This window comes from Chroococcidiopsis sp. SAG 2025 (assembly GCF_032860985.1).
Lineage (GTDB): Bacteria > Cyanobacteriota > Cyanobacteriia > Cyanobacteriales > Chroococcidiopsidaceae > Chroococcidiopsis.
The window spans coordinates 1851836-1868379 of sequence record NZ_JAOCNC010000001.1 but is presented as its reverse complement, the minus strand read 5'-3'; the positions used below and the strand labels follow the sequence as shown (position 1 = coordinate 1868379).

The following is a 16544-nucleotide window of genomic DNA, read 5'->3' as shown; positions in this document are numbered from 1 at the left end:
AAAACTTTATGCGCATAGTTAAGAGTGGCGCAGGTTGGCGAATTGGATTCGATCCAGAGGCAAGGGAATTTAAAGGTTTAGTAGGTGCTGAGGACTGGGCGATCGAACTGACGCAGGCAGAATTACAAGATTTTTGCCGATTGTCAGTACAGCTATCAACGACTATGAGCCAAATGGAGCGCGAATTGATGGATGAGGAAGCGATCGCCTGTGAGGCCGAAAGTAATTTCCTCTGGATGGAAATAGAAGGCTATCCCCACGCTTATAGCTTGCGACTGATTCTAAATACAGGTAGGCGAGTTGAGGTGAGTTGGGTAGCGGATGCAGTTCCCGATCTCATCCGAGCGGCTCAAATGCTGTTTGTTTTTTAAATAGCGCGATCGCAATTTCTTATGCTATGATATCTAAGCTGTGAAACGGGGCGTAGCGCAGCTTGGTAGCGCGCCACTTTGGGGTTTCGACTGTCACAAGCAACACAAGGATTTCAAGAGTTAATTGCCAATACCTGCTGAGCTTTGAGTATGCGTTTTAAGTACGCTCCTACTCAAGAATTTGTGATTAAACTTCATTTAACCTGGCGTATTCGCCGTGATACTTCAAAGCTGCTTGATTGTAGGCTAGGGCTGCTTCTTCAACAACACGGTAGTAACCTAAAAAGTGCTTTCTGCCGTCGTGCTTAATCCAGGCTCCGTACTTACCCACAGCTTTATCGAAACTTACTCCTTTAAATCCGCTGGTATTATTCCTTGGCTGATTCGTGTTGAAGCGGTTTTGTTGACTGGTAGCAACTCTAAGATTGACTAATCGGTTGTCAGTTTTAACGCCGTTGATGTGGTCAACCTGCAAGCCTCCAATGCGGATATTGTAGAAACTCTCTAATACCCAGCGGTGCATACAGATTTTGTGAATCCCTCTTTTACCACCGTAGTCCACATAGCTTATATCGCTCACGGCATAGCCTTTGTTATAGTGCCACTTCCAGCGATTGACTGCTTCAAAAACCTCATCGTCAACAATAGCCATCTGCCCCTGCGTCAAATCAACAGTTTTCATTCTTTTGCTAGTTTGTTGAGTTCGGTGGCTACATCCATAACAGCAGTACCCCAAGCAAGGTCTTCCTGACTTAGCAGGTAGGCAGCAGCATTGTGCAACTCGATACATCTCAACATTCCCCAGCGTTGTATCGACTCATCTCCCAGGCGCATAAAGAGTTTTGCATCGTGGGCGATTGCTGCATCGGTGTAGTGCTTGAGCCAGATTTTTTGTTCTTGGTTGAATCCGTAGGCTGCGATAAATGCAGCTTGGATTTTTGGGTTGAGCTTAAACTTGTTGTCCATACGCCTCCTTAAGCTGCTAATACTTCGATTAATTGTGATTTGGTCATGTTGCCGTAGCCGTGGATGTGTTTCTTGCTAGCCAATTTTTTAAGCTGCCGTATGTTGCGTTTCATCAATTCATTTACGGCTGGTAGCGTGCAACACCAACCAATCCAGCTCGTGTCTGGCTCTACCACGTCCCAACCCTTGGGATGTCTCTTTTCAGTGGGATAGAACAGCCAGCAATAAAAGCTGAAGACTACGACGAATAGAAATACAGCAAACATTCAATTCCTGTGAGGCAGAGTGTTTATCTCTTCCCTGTCCTCTTAATCTATATATTATACAACGGTGTGGGGTACAGCTATAGGTTGTAACAATCCTTAGCTAATAGTATGCTACACACTGATGTAGTATATTGGGAATATAGGTAGACAGCCGATTATGCCGATGTTAAACACCCTGAAAGAATTTATAGAGTCCAGACCTGGGCTGACGGCTTATCAGGTTCATAAACTGACACGTCTACCACAGAATACGATTTACCGACTGGTCAATGACCCGAAGGTTATTCCTTCAGGCGCGGTTATGGATGCCTTCTTCAATGCATTCCCTGACGCAACACCTAACGACCTGCTACGGCACGTCAAAGACAATGCTAGTTAACACCGCCGCGCTCCTCAAAGACCTACTGGCATTGCTGCCTGATGTCTTGCCCAGCGTATCTATTGACGAGCTGGAGGATTTGCCGCGCTCCTCTACCTTATACCTGTGGAGAAAAGACGATGAGGTTTTATACGTTGGCTTAACCAGCGATATGCATTACCGCTGGAACAACAAGAATCCCCACAAACTCAATCAGCTCCGTGATAAAGGAGCCGAATGCGTATCCTGGTTAACCCTGAAGAATGCTGCATCTTTTGAATCCATAGACGAGAATGCCAAGATTCTAGAAGCAACATTAATCCAACTCTATACGCCACAGCTCAACGTCGAATGGAACCCGAACAAGCAATTCCTCTGGAAGGACAAGAAAAGACCCACCCGCAAGCTGCGGTAGCGGTCAATGATACACATCATGGCAACCGCTCCAGTGTGAGTGCAATGCCTCGTAAGGTGCGAGACTTAACCGGACAGCGATTCGGAAGGTGGATGGTGTTGCAATTTTACGATGGTACGCGGCAAACCAATATGAGACAAGCGGTATGGATGTGTCGCTGTGATTGCGGCACGGTCAAACCCGTCAAATCTCAGTCGCTCACCAGAGGCGTTAGCAAATCTTGTGGCTGCGGTCGCGTCAAACATGATTATCTTAGAAGCGGTCGCGACTGTGGCAGGGGCAACAGCGGCAATGTTACACCTCGCAAGGATAAACCTGTCGAGCTTATCCAGAGAGCCACCACAGCCCTTGTAGACGAGCAGCAGGGCTATGCTTGGAGAACCGATAGAGCGGTCGCACATAGATTAACCAATGACCGCGACCCCAAACCTGCCACCTCTATGCGTACCGAGAGGCTGGAGCAATACCCCGATGGATTGTGGAAATATCCCGGCTACAGCTCTACTTTCACGCCGATACACGATTCGCGAATCCCTTCCGGCTACGTCCCTAACTTCATCAAGCTACACAAACACACGCGCTAGAGCGGTCGAATAAAGATTAATCAATGACCGCGACCACAGCAGAGGTTGTGTATGAAATACAAAGTTAAGTCTATCTATCTCAGCGAAGACATGCTCAAAGACTTAGAGAGCATTGCTGAGAGAGAAGAAAGACCGCTTACTCAAGTCGTGCGCTTTGCAATCCAAAACTACATACGCAACTACAACCAGCAATAGGAGAGACACAATGAAAGTACATAACCAAACGTTAGAAGGAACAGTCGAAGAACTACGAGCTTATCAAGTAGCAGAGTTGATGATTCACGAGCCACCTAAGCTAGAGCCAGCAGTCAACAATAAAGTCAAGTTCATGCTAGATGAGAATGGTAGGTTTCTAAACTCAGATGGTGTAGGAGACCCAGAACATCTAGCACCAGTGAGCGCCATGATATTCATAGCCATCCGTGAGTATGTGAAGTCCACTGGATTAAGTGAGTTCAATCCAGTAGAAATCACTCGCTTCATGAGAGAAAGAAATCCTCACCTACCAAGACGCTTCCAAGCTGCCTCATATTTCAGTTCAACACTATGCGGTAAAGGATTTACTGAGTTCTTGCGTAAGGATGGGAAACATAGTGTGTACAAGCTTACCAATAAAGGACTGAAGGCAGATGTCAAAGACTTCTAAACATGTAGAGGTAGAGATTATACCTGATGGTGTACCTATTAGTGCTGATGTACTACAAACAAGGCTTGAGATTGTACCTACTCAAAGAATAGTCAAAGACTATACTGGTGGGGAAATACAAACTCTTAACTCTGCTATTGCCAAGCTTGATTACGCACGTACCTTAATCTCTGATGCTCTAAGCATAGATGAAGCACTCGAAGCTGAGTCGATAGCAAATGCAGTCATTGATTTCAAACGTCAACTACACCTGACTGATGAGATTGTGCATGAAGCAGAGAAGATACGGTCACTAGCTCAGCTTAAGTTTGGTGAGCATCTGTTGGATATGCCTAAGAATCATGGTGGTAGACCTGAACAAGAAACTTCTACCAACGAGGAAGTGGTAAAACATGATGTGCCTACTTATGATGAGCTAGGTATTGATTACAAGACAGCAGCAGCAGCACAGCAGCTAGCACAGATTGAAAGAGATAATCCTGGTACTGTTGTCAAGTTCATTGAGGATAACAAAGTGAAACTACCTGCTAGTGTTCGTAATCTTGTCGAGAAGGTAAAGAAAGAATTACCTGATGTTGCTAAACGCAGAGATGATGGTGTTAGGTATGATGTGACAGTCAAGTCTGAACTTGCATCTCGCGCTGAGAAATGTAGAGTCGAGGTAGGATTTACGAAAGCTGAGCTAATCACTGACGCTCTCCAATTCTACTTGGATAACGAAGGTTACTAACATAGTGTGTTGGGACTCTTGGCTTAGCTAGGAGTCCCGTACGCCGAGGCATAGCACAAATATATTTTGGGGGTACATATGGAAGAGGAAAACTGGTTTCAATTGCTCGATGACCTAGACCACGCAGACTATACTAGCTGTGATAAATGCTGGCAGGTGTATCTATCTGATGAGCTGTACCAGAAGCTACACCATTACTTATCCAATGACCTTTGCGATAGGAGGTTAATCGATGAATGCGAATGACACAATACAGATAGCTGTGAGACACGCTAAGCCAGACCACGTACCTGATGCATATGCCAAGGCTATCGAGGAGAGTTGTGTCAGGGAGCTATTCGATAAGGCTAAAAAATTATTCACTAGTTCACAAAATCCTCACAAAATCCTCACAATTGACCTGTACCATGTGGGTAGGTTTGGACGTGAAGTAACCTGCTCCATAAGCAAGAATCCACGAACAGCAAGCGGAGTCAATCAGAGATACCCGCAGCCCCACACCAAGGGGCGGAGGGGTAGGGGACGAAGCGTAAAGCTGGAGTGGATTCGAGATAATCAAGCTGAAATCAAAATCAAAGATATAAATCATTGATAATCACGACCATCAAAGCTTTTTTACACAACTCAGTATTGTACGAGTATTGCTTCCGGCTTTACTGCGTTCCTCGTTCAGCCTTCAGCAGTTACATGGATGAAGTATTAACGAAGAAAGTTGAATGGTATGTGTAAGTATTTAAACTAGCCAAAAAATTATTCTACATATTTAGTTTTAGTGCCTGCATACAGCATTATTTCCTATTAGCTAATACCAAATAAAAATCCTCTTGGTTTTGGCTGCAAGAGGACTAGTGTTATAAGGACGTATTGAGGTGACGCTACTAAAAAGAGATAACTATAAAGATTAAAATATAGGTGGAAGCTACTCCTATTCTAGCAAAATATCATGTCAGAAATTCAAATCCGAGCGCACCAGCTACAGCAGTTTCCAGAAAAGGGAGATGTGTTTGTAGACCCCACTACACCACCAGCAATGACAGTCAAGAGATACAGAATTAAGGGTACTGGCTTCATTGTGAATCAGCTACCCCCTGGCGCTCGAATGGAAGACTTGGAAGAGATTTAAAAATGTATCTTCGGCTTATTTTCCTGTGGTTTAGAGTTGCCTGTATCGCTCTCAAATTTGAGGTTAAGGTTAGAAGTACCGTTACTATTAGCCCAACTCCAATTCGTTTTTGGGTCACGCTTGAAATCTGGGAATTGCAACTCATGTCGCTTGGGTGTGTCGCCGTTGCTAGAACTTTTAGCCATTGTTTTACTCCTATAGTTGATATCTCTATTTTCTCTCAACCCAACGTCACGATGAACTGATAATTCGCGAAGGCAGAAGCGGCACTTTCCAGCACCCTCACCACACCACCTTGGTGCATGTCAAAACGGTACAAAGTGTTAACTGGCAGCAGAAATCCGTTAGTGCCTGATGGGGTGCTACCGTCTAGCGTGACACGGCATGGTTGTCCCTCGAAGCTAATCAATATGCCAGTAGCGGTTGATGGTAGTGTAATCGTTTGAGCCGAGGTCAGCGCCACCCTGGTCATCGCTCCCACTACTCTAAAAGACTCGTTGGTCTTGAATGCGTTGCTCGTCATCTCTCACTTCCCGAATTCAATTAAATTTCTAGCAATCAATGCATCCACCAGCCCTGATAGTTCCTTGTAGTCTTGGTCATTCAGGGCAGCAATGACGCTCATTGGAACCGTGGAGCCATTCTTCAAGGAATCCTTGAGCTTTTGGATTAGGATTGCCTTGTCTGCTGCTGCCAGTACCTCAGCAGTGGGCTTGTTATAGTTCTCGTGCCGCTCTACCCGCTTGTGGTGCGGCAGTCCTTGTGAATTAATGCCTCGTTTCATAGCAACTCATAAATTTGTGCAAGGGTTCTAGACTCAAGACTCCGTACTAAGCATTCCTGTCCACCATACCCTTCGCGTACCAGTGGTAAATGCGGTCTGCCTGCTTCTCGTACTGCTGCGGTGTTAAGCTATCTACCCACGACTGTTTCAACATACCTCTAGTAGTCAGAGCGGTATTAGTGAATTTAGATGTGTTGTACATTTCGGGCTTTTTCTTCTGACGCTGCTGTTGTTTTGAGCTAGCTCGCTGCGTCTGTACCTGTTGCTGCTTGCGGTAGGATACGCGCTGATGCAATGCCCAGATTCCAGCAGGGTTATCGTATGGCTCCCGCTCCAGCGGTGACAGCGATTCAAATTCTGAGATGGCATCGTTCAAGATTTGCGACCACTCAGCGTCATTGGCTTGTGAGAAATAGGTGCGCCTGATGTGGTTTACATCGTCGAGAGCTGCAACAGAATCATAATCGCCAGCAGAATCAGGATTGCCACCAACAGTTGAATCAGGAGCGTAGCCAGTATCGTCATCATCAGTATTCGGTATTTGTTTTTGGGATGATGCGCTCGATATTGCCGCAGGGAGCGATGCTTTGCCCGTGAAAGATGTCTCAATTAGGGCGAGGTCTTCAGCCGTTAGTTTGTGGTGGTAGACGTAAGCCCGTGCCGTGTCTTCATCCAAGCCCCACATCTCAGAAGCCAATTGGAGTTGTTGGGGTGAGAGTTGCACTTGCTCGTAGGCATCGTCATCGCTATCTAGATACTGCTGAAACGATGGATTCTCCCAGCCGTATTCGAGATGAGCTGCAATCAGCCGCGCATTCTGCCCCTGTACTTGTTCCGCTTGCTCCTGCGGCTGCTCTGCTTTATGCTTCTCGACTAGATAATTTTCAGAAACGACTTCTTGCTGGGAGCGCATATCTACAGGCTTAGCCTCATTCCGCCGTGGCTGGATGTTCATCCACATCTCTTGCTCGTAGAAGCTGGAGGGTGTAGCGTCTTTGACCTGCTGCTCGTATGTGTAGGTGGTGGGATTGGTAAGCTCGGCAGTAAGCTCTGTACCCAATTCAATTCCATATTTTTCCGCCGCACTAGCGGCTGTCTGCATAGACTGTGTTATCGATTGCTCCTGGCTCATGCTGGCTCCTGTGGGTGATTCTTGGCGATGCGCTTGCTAATAGATTTAACCGTCTGCTCCTGCAACCGCTCCTCACGCTCGGTGAATCGCTTGAGCCTGTCAGCATTAGTGTTGGTGGGAGCGATATAAATCTTGTCGAATGCCCTATCCACTGCCTGATGAATGCCGTCATCTACAGTGAGTTGGAAATATTCACATAATCTGAAAAGCTCGTTCCATAACCGTGTTGGGAGCATGAAGGTGCTGCACTGCTTGGTCACAGTCCCAGCTATCATTCCCTCTACCACATTCAGCATTCGCTTGATAGGGATGTACTTGCGGATGACAGTCGTTTCAGTGGTAACGTAATGCTCTACGCGACCACCAACCTGCTTGAGATTCATAGTCAGGCATTTCTTGAGCGGTACTTTCTTGGTCATCTTGTACCAGGACTCTTTGCTCTTCGGCTCTTCCGTGCGCACCACGTCGCGAGCATCGTTTATCAAATCGAGGATGGCTTGAGAGAGGAATATGTCGATATCTTTTTGTTTGGCAACTTCCTTAAACACTGACTCAGGCAAGCAATAGCGTTGGCTGATTGTCTTACTCTCTGCAAAATCCTCTAATTTCGAGAATGGTACAGGCTCAGGTGGTGGCGGTTGCATCATGGCGCGCTCTGATAGGGGCTTGATTTTAGGCATTATCTATCTCCTTCTAAATTTTTTATGCTAGCCTCTGTTGGCAAGACTCTATCACTAACGATACGAACGTTACCGCCGAATGTCTGGCGCTTAATCTCACAAGCCTGATAACCTTCAGCAGTGGTGAATTGGGTATCGAACTTGGCTAGCTGCTGCGGCGATAATCCCGCTTTGTTATACAAGCGTTTGCCAACCTGTAGATATAAATGCTGCTGAGATTCTGGAATGTCTTCCCACTGTATGGTGTCAGTCCTACCCATCGGCTTGACACGGCTGCGAGTTATGCTGGCATCTCCAGCGCTCCCTCCTTTATTCTTGGACATCACTAGCGCCTCCAGGGATTAAGCCGAAATGCTTCATGATATCGAGAAACTGTTCTTTGGGCATACCCTTCAGCATCTTGGTAAACTCTGCCATTCGAGTTGATTCGCCGAATTCTCTAGCCACTTGCTGCTGTTGTAGCTGCTGCCGCGCTGCCACTCTCTCAGCCTGTTGCCGCTTGTAGTTACGCATTTGCGCAACCAGTGATAATCCCTGCTGTGCCTGCATTACCACGATTACCCTTGCATTATCATTACCTACAACCTTGATAATCTAAACATCATGCTGTTCGTCCCCGCAGCTTTCGTGGCGTAACGGGGGGATGCGCTGCTGGGACTCCTATATTGCATTGACACTAACAAATTTTGTGCTGCGCCCACCTTGCTACGTTTGAAGTAGCGCGGTGTGCTAGACGCATAGCTAGGGACAATTCTTAGACTGAGAAATGTCCCAGGTCTCGACTTGAGTATTGTATGACTCCCGCCCTCTCTCTCGGCTTCGCCTCTCGTTCGGTTGGGTACGGGATGTACTTGTCCGCGCCATTATTGAATATCATCTAATCATAGATAATCAGCATTACCAGGTCGTGTCAAGAGTATTAATACTCACAAGTGTGGACAGTTCTCACGATAGAGGTGTGGAATCTCAGTATTAGCTAAACCTTCAGCAGGAGGAATTATCAATGCCTTTTGCTGTGATAAATTCACGTTGGCAAACGCCGCTCCCTACTAAGGAGAATATAACAACTCCAGTCGATGTTTACGGATACTACGGTAGGTGGATGCTAATTACACGCTACCGCTTGGGTGATGCTATTCTTCTTGCCCGTAGAGCTAAGTCGTTAAATTTGTTTGTGTTTCCGCAGGATGTTGACCCTAGAGACGGTCGCCTGTGAGTTGTCCCACATTAAGGCTGGTTGTTGAGACTCCCATATGCACCACAGTGAGAATTTATCTGCTACGGAGAGGACAATGTAACAGTTTTTTAAGTATCATAGAGTGTATGCCATAAGACGTATCACTTAAGATAGAGCTTAGGAGCTATATCTACACTTAGCAGCTATAAATGTTAGGAGGCTTCATTCGGCGTGGTGAGTCGTGTTGACAATTCTCAACGGGGATTAATTCTGGCAGTTGAAGATGGTGCGGACAACTTAGAATTGATTATCCAGGTTTTGGAGTTGATAGGCTTTCCATTCATCACCGCTAATGATGGTCGGACTGCTATCGCTATGGCACAGCAACACCAACCAGACTTGATTTTGTTGGATATGGTGCTACCTGATATGAATGGTTTAGAGGTTGCTCAGCATCTCAAGCAAGATTGTCGGACAGCAGAAATACCAATCGTCGCCGTGACTGCTATGGTCGCAGAAGAAGAGAAAGGACAGTATTTATTAGCAGGTTGTATTGACTTCGTTGCAAAACCCTACGATATTGAATTTCTGGAAACAGTTATTAAGCGTTATGTTTCCTAGACACAGAGTACTAACCGTTTCACAATCGCTTTTGAATCTCCAAGAGTGTCACAATAGTGACCAATACAACATTCGTGCTATAACTTTCGGTAGAAGCCAGTCGTTGCAAGATTTAGGTACTCTCGTGCTATAAATCATTATCGTATTTGTCATGCACGAAGCTACAATCTCTACCCACGCACTGGAGCAACATACCCTGAAATTACAAGAGCATGGACTCGAAGTAGAACAATGGGGTAGGAAATTGCAAGAACGTAGCGACCAATTAGCATTGGAACACGGGCAACTGATTAAGGAATGCGGTCAGGTGATTCGGCAAAAAGCAGAAGCAGCACTTGTCTACACCCAAGTAGCGATAGAACAGGAGGACTATTCTCCGGCTTTGATGAATCTGATTGCAGAAACACAATCGGAAGCAAGAGTTGCATATTTACAAGCGATTACCATTTTCGCGCAGATGATGCAAAAAAGAATCAAGCTAGTCGGGAAGCATCTCTAGCATCGCTGTCACTTCCTCTACCCAAAGGATAGTAATCTCAAAAGGGTGTTCCCGCTGCAAAACTTCCCTGACACTAGATTTCGATTTATAACGATAGGCATCGGTATAACTCTTAGTCCAATAGCCGTCACGTCCACCAGTCCAATAAACTTCGATTCCGTCAGCTTCAGTGCAGACAATGTAGTACTTCATAAGGTGATGCCAAAGTTAGCACCTGTAAAATTTACGACTGCGTTGCCGAGTGCGTCAGGAGTCGTTCAAATTAAAGCAAACCTATCCTCACCTCCACGTACTGTTTTGGCTTCAGGCAAGCGGTATTTTTCAACACACATATAACTATTTAACGATTAATAAAAATAAGCTTTGCGCCTCTGCTGCATAAGTTTCACTTACTAAGCAGATAATTTGCTGAGGAAGAGCGCAAAAAAGATGTCCCACCCCCAACGCCGCACTAAACTAGAGCCGCATGACCTGCTGTCCCCATATCCGCTGCTTGTTGGCATCGAGCAGGGCATCTCACCTAACCAACTTGCCATCTTCATTCAGCTTGACTACTGCGTACCAGTCTGGATGTCCTTCCACCTTGCCTACACCAATAAGCAAATCGGGCTTTAGTTGATAGCTACCAAGCGACACCCAGTAATCTGCTGGTACTGTCATAAATGGGTCTTGAGTCGTACTAATCAGCAATCTGGAAATAGGAAATGCTTCCTCCAAGCAGAAGAATAGCGTTACTGCTTGCCCTATCATCTCCTGTGCTGATTTAGAGCTAGGCATCTGAATCATGAAATGCATTCCTGATTCTGTCTCATGGACGAAGAAATTTCCCGCATACATGGCAGCACCAAGCAGAGAGATAAGGTGAAAGTTGCCTTGCGCCGTCAAAAACTTGAATACCTTGTTTAACCCTACATTGTTCAGGTGCTTTAGTGGTACGACTGGCAGTGATGCTTCCATTGGGTTTTTACGTTCTTACCTGCTGCTTGACTATGATTGTATCCTCGATTGGAATATAGGGATTGCCACTGATAAACTTGGCTTCACTTCCATCCGGTCTTAGGCATTTTATGTATTTGTGGGGTGAATAAAAGTCAAGCTCTCCCAAAAGTGTTGGTAGAGGACTAAAGCTTTTGACAAGTAAATCTTCTCCTTTACCATCTAGCTCGCCTGACCCTACATATTGAATTAAATCTCCACATCTAGGCTTGGTTCCTTGAGGAGCTAGTGGAGTTTTTTGCGGGACAGAGACACTCCCCCCCTCCATATTCTCCATGTTGTCACATAATTTGCCTGAAATGCCTGCCTGGTCTACGTTTCCATTATGTGACACGGGGTCACAGTTTTCTCGTGTAGCAATAGACACATCTGTGACATCCAAAACGCTGTCACGCTTTTGTAATGGTTGCTGTGTATAGGTTTGAGTTAAATTATGTGACATCTCTAGATAGTACGAATGGGGGAGGTAATACAACCTGGAAGATAATTTCTTAGGGTTGGGTTTCGCGTTTATTTCTTTTCGTTCCGCCATTCGTCCTAGCGCCTGCCGCATGGTATCGTGTTCTTCCTTTTCGGTGATTCCAAGCAGTTCTTTTAATTCCATCCCTGATTATTGAACGACAATTAAATAGACCGAGTGACGACAACTAACTTGACTGCTACACCAAGTTGACGAGACGACAATTATCTTCAGCAACCGCTGCCAAAACAAAAGACACTAGGCAATGTCAATTAACGCCAATTAATGGACTGCCTAGTGTCGGGAAAACGAATTAATTTCAAACAGGTTCAAATATACATGAAAGCGAGAGAATCTGGCTGCACGCAGGAAACAGCAGCAGCAAAGGGAGGATTTTCGAAGCGTACAGGTAGACGCATTGATGCGGGAGCTCATCAACCGCAACGCGGACGACCCCATGACTGGCGTACCCGCAAAGACCCATTGGCTGAGGTATGGGACAGCGAACTAGTTCCGCTATTACAAAAACAACCGCAATTGCAAGCGATAACGTTGTTCGAGTACCTGCAGCAGAAGTATCCAGGCAAGTATGGGCAGTCTATCGTGCGGACGCTGCAACGACGAGTCCAGCAATGGAAAGCGACCAGTGGACCAGCGCAGTCAGTGATGTTTGAGTTAGAGCATCAACCAGGCGTAATGGGCTTGTCGGACTTCACCAAGCTCAAGCAGGTGCAAGTCACGATTGGCGGTCAACCCTTCGAGCATCTACTGTATCATTATCGACTTGCCTATAGTGGATGGCAGTACGTGCAAGTCATTCAAGGTGGCGAGAGTTTTGTTGCTCTGGCTGAAGGTTTGCAGAATGCCTTGGCAGCAAGCGGGGGTTGTCCACAAGAACATCGCAGCGATAGTCTTAGTGCCGCCTACCGTAACCTGGGTAAACGCACCGATGAAGATTTGACGCAAATGTATCAACGGCTATGCCAGCACTATAATTTGCGTCCCTCACGAAATAATCGCGGACTAGCCCATGAAAATGGTTCGATTGAGTCACCCCACGGCTATTTCAAACGACGGCTGCATCAAGCCCTATTGCTGCGCGGCTCGTGTGATTTTGATAGTGTTGCTGCCTATCAAGCGTTTATCTCTGGGATAGTTGAGAAGTTGAATACGCGCATTCAAGCCAAATTTCAGCTTGAGCAACCCTACCTGCATCCATTACCCAACTATCGTTATCCCGACTACGAAATCCTCAGCGTCAGAGTTACCACCCGTAGCACGATGACCGTGCGCTGCATCACTTACACTGTGCCGTCACAATTGATTGGCTTACGATTAACCCTTCACCTACATCATGACCGGATAGTCGGTTTTGTCGGCACGCAGCAGGTGGTAGAACTGCCACGCCTTCATGTACCTAGCCGCAGTCGGTTGCGGCGCTCCCGTTGCGTCAATTATCGTCACGTCATTGACAGCCTGCGACTGAAACCCCGTGCTTTTCTACACTGTACCTGGCAGCAAGAATTATTGCCTGACGACAACTACCGCCAATTATGGCAGGAGATGTTAACCCAGTTCGATTCCTACACGACGGCACGATTGATGACCGAGGCACTGTACATTGCTGCTAAACAAGATAAGGAACACGCAGTCGCACTGTATTTGGCTGACCACTTACGCTCTGGCACCCTTAGCTTGGTGGGACTGCAACAGCAGTTTCATCTGGGTGAGAGTGTGGCACATCCAACGCTTTCGGTACAGCAACACGACCTTTCCCCTTACGACTCTCTCTTGCATCATGTCCCCCAACAACAGCCAAATAACAGCCATCGAGACTCTGGGCTTCCTACTCAAAACACTCAAACTGCCCCACATGAACAACCATTGGCAAGAGTTGGAGCGTCAGGCTCTGGCTGGGGGCTGGTCACACGCTCAATTCTTGCTAGCACTGTGCGAATCCGAGGCAACACAACGTTATCAAGCGCGAGTGCAACGCGCCCTCAAAGATGCCCACCTGCCACCAGGAAAAGCTTTTTCCAACTTTGACTTCAGCCATTGCCCCAGCTTAAATCAGCCTAGTGGGACTTTGTAAGAAAGATGGAGCAAATTGAGCTAGAATGCGGGTAGGAGTTGCGTTTTACGTCAGTCTCGACAGGAGCAACGTAAGGTGAAAGATCAAGTACCAGCAGCGATGCCGCAGTGCTTTGAGAACTGGTGTCGTCGGTTTGATGATGTATTTTCGCGTCAGAAGCAGCGGCAGGAATTTCGTGTTTATCTAGGGGGACTGCTGGGTGAGAGTCAGCGCAAAAACCTGAGCCAACTGGTCACAAATACAGTAGATGGCTCCTACAACAGCCTCAGACATTTTCTCAACAATGCCCCTTGGGATGAAGTCAAGCTAAATAATCGGCGGTTGGAGGTGATGCACCAGTGTCGCCAGACGACCCCGAGTCAAGGTTTCACATTGATTGTAGATGATTCGGGACATCGCAAAAGTGGTGCGGCTACTGATGGGGTAGGACGGCAGTACATTGGGGAGATTGGCAAGACTGACAATGGTATTGTGCTGCTGACTACCTACTTGTATGATGGAGTGCGACGTCTGCCGTTAGATGTTGCACTCTATCAACACGCAAGTTTATTCGAGCAAGGCAAGGCAGACCCCAACTTCCAGAAAAAACCTGACCTGGCTCTAGACTTGGTTGACCAATGCTTGAAGCGCGGTTATCGACCGGGTGTGACTGTAATTGATGCAGGCTACGGTAATAACACGCCTTTTCTCAAGCAGTTGGAGTCGAGAAACCTAACTTACGTGGCAGCAATCGCCAAAAACCGCCAAGTTACTGCTCAAACATCAGGTGATGAGTCTGCTCGTAAGCAGGGATTAGAAGCTATTGCTCAAACCTTGGCAGTGGAGCAGTTCACACCTGTGCAACTCAATCTGGAGCAGCCCCGGACAGTTTGGGTGGCGCTGTTACCAGTTCACGTTCCGAAGCTCGAAGGCACTCGCTGGCTGGCGATTCAACTCAATGCCTCTAGTTTCGAGCAAGCGACGGAGGTGGATTACTTTCTCACCAATGCCTCTGACAACCAAGTCAGTGCGGCTTGGGTAGCTCAAACATATTCTGCTCGCAACTGGGTGGAGGTCTTCTATCGAGAAGCCAAGGGCTGGTTGGGTTTGAGTGAGTATCAAGTTCGGGATGCTCTGAGTATGAAGCGTCATTGGGTTTTAGTGTTCATCGCTTACACCTTCATCCTTTGGCATCAGTTGACCGGCGGATTCCGCAGACGTTGGGCAACCAAACCCTTACAAACCTTTGCCGAAGCATTGGAGGCATTCCGCACCGCAGTCGAGTTTCGTTTGGTCCGCTGGCTTAATGAGCATGTTGATGTATTTGCCTCTCACAGAGCTAAGTTCGGCTATATTTGGGCTTAGAAAGTTTTAAAGTCCCACTAGCATCATGCAACTGGCTCAGGACAGAACTTGGTTGAAGCGGGGTGAGAATCTGCTGCTGTTCGGTCCTTCTGGAGTCGGGAAAACTCACTTAGCTGCTGCTGTCGGTCGCAGTTTGGTAGAACTGGGTGCACGAGTCAAGTTTCTGGGTGCCACCACAGCCGTGCAACTGCTACAAGCGGCGAAAGCCAACTTACAACTGCAATCAGCTTTACTCAAGCTCGATAAGTACGATCTGCTGATTCTTGATGACATTAGCTATGTCAAAAAGTCGGAAGTGGAAACATCAGTGTTGTTTGAGTTAATTGCTCACCGCTACGAACTCAAAAGCTTGATGATTACTGCCAATCACCCTTTCAGTGCTTGGGATGAAATTTTTACCGACTCTACTATGACCGTTGCTGCTGTAGATCGCTTGGTACATCATGCTGTCATTCTCGAAATCCTTGCACCCAGTTTTCGTCAACAAGCGGCTCTACAACGCTCTTCTTCTACTGACCAAAAGCAACCAAAATAATTGTCGCGCATTCGTCAAGATAGTTGACATTTCATAGAAGCCACCAACACGCTAAATGATAGGTTCACAGCATTCAACAACCAAGTCAAGCAATCACAGAAGTTGTTTGGAGATTTACTACAACCAGTCATTATTGCAGGATTAGACACGATTAACAGTTTTCTTGGTAGCATCAACATCGACTTAGAAACTGGACGAGCTGTAGTTGAGAGGATATCCCAATGGTTGGTGTCATCCCGTGATGAGGCTGCTGCGTTAGGACAGATGATTGGTAGTGGTGTTAATGCGGCACTTTCAATTACAGCAGATTTGATGAGAGCTGGGGAAGAGTATCTAAACAAGTACCCTGGTGTTTTAGATTTGGTGAATGTAGCTGTCAAGGCTATAGGTGCAGGATTTCAGGTATGGGGTGATGCTATCAACAATGTCATGAGTTTGGTGGGTGAACTCATGAATATGCTCGGTCAAGTAGCCAACAAGATGCAAGAGATAGGGTTAACAGGTTGGCTCGACCAAACTATTCAAAACATCACTGGTGGTGGTTCATCAGGTGGAAGTTCTTTGTACCAAGCAATCATTGGTAAAGAGAGCGGTGGTAACTATCGAGCTGTCAATCCAGATAGTGGTGCTTTAGGTTTGGGTCAAGTCATGCCAGCCAATGTCGCCAGTTGGACTAAAGCGGCATTAGGTAAGAGTTTGACACCACAACAATTCTTGAATGACCGTGCTGCTCAAGAAAAGACAATTGAATACAAACTTTAAGAA

26 protein-coding genes and 2 pseudogenes are annotated in these 16544 nt (G+C 46.6%); 15 read left to right on the top strand and 13 right to left on the bottom strand.

Annotated features, from left to right (window positions below):
- Positions 1-8 precede the first annotated feature (8 nt).
- Positions 9-371, top strand: a complete 363-nt coding sequence (locus N4J56_RS09035; RefSeq protein WP_317106154.1) for a DUF1818 family protein — start codon at positions 9-11, stop codon at positions 369-371.
- Positions 372-558: 187 nt separating this feature from the next.
- Here the strand turns inward: N4J56_RS09035 and N4J56_RS09030 are convergent, their stop codons facing one another.
- From N4J56_RS09030 to N4J56_RS09020, 3 genes are read right to left on the bottom strand one after another with little or no spacing between them, the layout of a single operon-like run.
- A complete protein-coding gene (locus tag N4J56_RS09030) occupies positions 559-1053 on the bottom strand; it encodes an HNH endonuclease (RefSeq protein ID WP_317106153.1) in 495 nt (164 codons plus the stop codon).
- Positions 1050-1337: a hypothetical protein gene (locus tag N4J56_RS09025; RefSeq protein WP_317106152.1), complete on the bottom strand. Its 288-nt coding sequence runs from the start codon at positions 1335-1337 to the stop codon at positions 1050-1052. Before N4J56_RS09025 ends, N4J56_RS09030 begins: the two co-directional genes overlap by 4 nt.
- 8 nt (positions 1338-1345) lie before the next feature.
- Complete coding sequence (locus tag N4J56_RS09020; RefSeq protein WP_317106151.1) at positions 1346-1603, bottom strand: hypothetical protein; 258 nt, start codon at positions 1601-1603, stop codon at positions 1346-1348.
- Positions 1604-1971: 368 nt separating this feature from the next.
- On the opposite strand from N4J56_RS09020, the gene N4J56_RS09015 reads away from it, so the two are divergent.
- The 6 genes from N4J56_RS09015 (at position 1972) to N4J56_RS08990 (ending at position 5459) form a co-directional block, all read left to right on the top strand.
- Complete coding sequence (locus tag N4J56_RS09015) at positions 1972-2376, top strand: hypothetical protein (RefSeq protein WP_317106150.1); 405 nt, start codon at positions 1972-1974, stop codon at positions 2374-2376.
- Positions 2313-2960 (top strand): hypothetical protein, encoded by a 648-nt coding sequence (locus tag N4J56_RS09010; RefSeq protein ID WP_317106149.1) that lies wholly within the window; start codon positions 2313-2315, stop codon positions 2958-2960. The genes N4J56_RS09015 and N4J56_RS09010 overlap by 64 nt, the downstream gene beginning before the upstream one ends.
- Before the next feature lie 51 nt (positions 2961-3011).
- On the top strand, positions 3012-3155 hold the full coding sequence (locus tag N4J56_RS09005; RefSeq protein WP_317106148.1) for a ribbon-helix-helix domain-containing protein: 144 nt from the start codon (positions 3012-3014) through the stop codon (positions 3153-3155).
- A 10-nt stretch (positions 3156-3165) separates the two neighbouring features.
- Complete coding sequence (locus N4J56_RS09000; RefSeq protein WP_317106147.1) at positions 3166-3606, top strand: hypothetical protein; 441 nt, start codon at positions 3166-3168, stop codon at positions 3604-3606.
- On the top strand, positions 3590-4336 hold the full coding sequence (locus N4J56_RS08995) for a hypothetical protein (protein ID WP_317106146.1): 747 nt from the start codon (positions 3590-3592) through the stop codon (positions 4334-4336). The genes N4J56_RS09000 and N4J56_RS08995 overlap by 17 nt, the downstream gene beginning before the upstream one ends.
- A gap of 943 nt (positions 4337-5279) precedes the next feature.
- Entirely contained in the window at positions 5280-5459 is a 180-nt protein-coding gene (locus N4J56_RS08990; RefSeq protein WP_317106145.1) for a hypothetical protein, read from the top strand.
- Here the strand turns inward: N4J56_RS08990 and N4J56_RS08985 are convergent.
- From N4J56_RS08985 to N4J56_RS08955, 7 genes are read right to left on the bottom strand one after another with little or no spacing between them, the layout of a single operon-like run.
- On the bottom strand, positions 5456-5644 hold the full coding sequence (locus N4J56_RS08985; RefSeq protein ID WP_317106144.1) for a hypothetical protein: 189 nt from the start codon (positions 5642-5644) through the stop codon (positions 5456-5458). The genes N4J56_RS08990 and N4J56_RS08985 overlap by 4 nt on opposite strands.
- A 35-nt stretch (positions 5645-5679) precedes the next feature.
- The gene (locus tag N4J56_RS08980) at positions 5680-5982 is read right to left on the bottom strand and encodes a hypothetical protein (RefSeq protein ID WP_317106143.1); all 303 of its coding nucleotides are present in this window, start codon (positions 5980-5982) and stop codon (positions 5680-5682) included.
- A gap of 3 nt (positions 5983-5985) precedes the next feature.
- Positions 5986-6243, bottom strand: a complete 258-nt coding sequence (locus N4J56_RS08975; RefSeq protein ID WP_317106142.1) for a hypothetical protein — start codon at positions 6241-6243, stop codon at positions 5986-5988.
- Positions 6244-6289: 46 nt separating this feature from the next.
- Positions 6290-7375, bottom strand: a complete 1086-nt coding sequence (locus N4J56_RS08970; protein ID WP_317106141.1) for a hypothetical protein — start codon at positions 7373-7375, stop codon at positions 6290-6292.
- Positions 7372-8055, bottom strand: coding sequence for a hypothetical protein (locus N4J56_RS08965; protein ID WP_317106140.1), 684 nt, complete (start codon positions 8053-8055; stop codon positions 7372-7374). Before N4J56_RS08965 ends, N4J56_RS08970 begins: the two co-directional genes overlap by 4 nt.
- Positions 8055-8378: a hypothetical protein gene (locus N4J56_RS08960; RefSeq protein ID WP_317106139.1), complete on the bottom strand. Its 324-nt coding sequence runs from the start codon at positions 8376-8378 to the stop codon at positions 8055-8057. The genes N4J56_RS08965 and N4J56_RS08960 overlap by 1 nt, the downstream gene beginning before the upstream one ends.
- Positions 8365-8610: a hypothetical protein gene (locus tag N4J56_RS08955; protein WP_317106138.1), complete on the bottom strand. Its 246-nt coding sequence runs from the start codon at positions 8608-8610 to the stop codon at positions 8365-8367. Before N4J56_RS08955 ends, N4J56_RS08960 begins: the two co-directional genes overlap by 14 nt.
- A gap of 448 nt (positions 8611-9058) precedes the next feature.
- Here N4J56_RS08955 and N4J56_RS08950 point away from each other — a divergent pair, with 448 nt between their 5' ends.
- From N4J56_RS08950 to N4J56_RS08940, 3 genes are all read left to right on the top strand, one after another.
- Positions 9059-9271, top strand: a complete 213-nt coding sequence (locus N4J56_RS08950) for a hypothetical protein (protein WP_317106137.1) — start codon at positions 9059-9061, stop codon at positions 9269-9271.
- A gap of 192 nt (positions 9272-9463) precedes the next feature.
- Positions 9464-9853 (top strand): response regulator, encoded by a 390-nt coding sequence (locus N4J56_RS08945; RefSeq protein ID WP_317106136.1) that lies wholly within the window; start codon positions 9464-9466, stop codon positions 9851-9853.
- A 151-nt stretch (positions 9854-10004) separates the two neighbouring features.
- Positions 10005-10352 carry a hypothetical protein gene (locus N4J56_RS08940; protein ID WP_317106135.1) on the top strand — a complete coding sequence of 116 codons (348 nt, stop codon included), beginning with the start codon at positions 10005-10007 and terminating at the stop codon, positions 10350-10352.
- Here the strand turns inward: N4J56_RS08940 and N4J56_RS08935 are convergent.
- The 3 genes from N4J56_RS08935 to N4J56_RS08925 all read right to left on the bottom strand — a co-directional run bounded on the left by N4J56_RS08935 (position 10332) and on the right by N4J56_RS08925 (position 11952).
- Complete coding sequence (locus N4J56_RS08935) at positions 10332-10544, bottom strand: hypothetical protein (protein WP_317106134.1); 213 nt, start codon at positions 10542-10544, stop codon at positions 10332-10334. The two genes, N4J56_RS08940 and N4J56_RS08935, sit on opposite strands and share 21 nt — an antisense overlap.
- Before the next feature lie 324 nt (positions 10545-10868).
- Positions 10869-11309 carry a hypothetical protein gene (locus N4J56_RS08930; protein ID WP_317106133.1) on the bottom strand — a complete coding sequence of 147 codons (441 nt, stop codon included), beginning with the start codon at positions 11307-11309 and terminating at the stop codon, positions 10869-10871.
- Positions 11310-11316: 7 nt separating this feature from the next.
- The gene (locus N4J56_RS08925; protein WP_317106132.1) at positions 11317-11952 is read right to left on the bottom strand and encodes a hypothetical protein; all 636 of its coding nucleotides are present in this window, start codon (positions 11950-11952) and stop codon (positions 11317-11319) included.
- 141 nt (positions 11953-12093) lie between these two features.
- On the opposite strand from N4J56_RS08925, the pseudogene istA reads away from it, so the two are divergent.
- The 5 genes and pseudogenes from istA to N4J56_RS08905 all read left to right on the top strand — a co-directional run.
- Positions 12094-13020, top strand: a pseudogene (istA, locus tag N4J56_RS40860) (IS21 family transposase); the annotation flags it as partial.
- A 586-nt stretch (positions 13021-13606) separates the two neighbouring features.
- Complete coding sequence (locus tag N4J56_RS40855; protein WP_410500311.1) at positions 13607-13900, top strand: ATP-binding protein; 294 nt, start codon at positions 13607-13609, stop codon at positions 13898-13900.
- A 75-nt stretch (positions 13901-13975) separates the two neighbouring features.
- Positions 13976-15244 carry an IS701 family transposase gene (locus N4J56_RS08915; protein ID WP_317104593.1) on the top strand — a complete coding sequence of 423 codons (1269 nt, stop codon included), beginning with the start codon at positions 13976-13978 and terminating at the stop codon, positions 15242-15244.
- Positions 15245-15254: 10 nt separating this feature from the next.
- Positions 15255-15779, top strand: a pseudogene (locus tag N4J56_RS08910) (ATP-binding protein); the annotation flags it as partial.
- Between the two features lie 102 nt (positions 15780-15881).
- On the top strand, positions 15882-16541 hold the full coding sequence (locus tag N4J56_RS08905) for a transglycosylase SLT domain-containing protein (RefSeq protein ID WP_317106130.1): 660 nt from the start codon (positions 15882-15884) through the stop codon (positions 16539-16541).
- Positions 16542-16544: the final 3 nt, after the last annotated feature.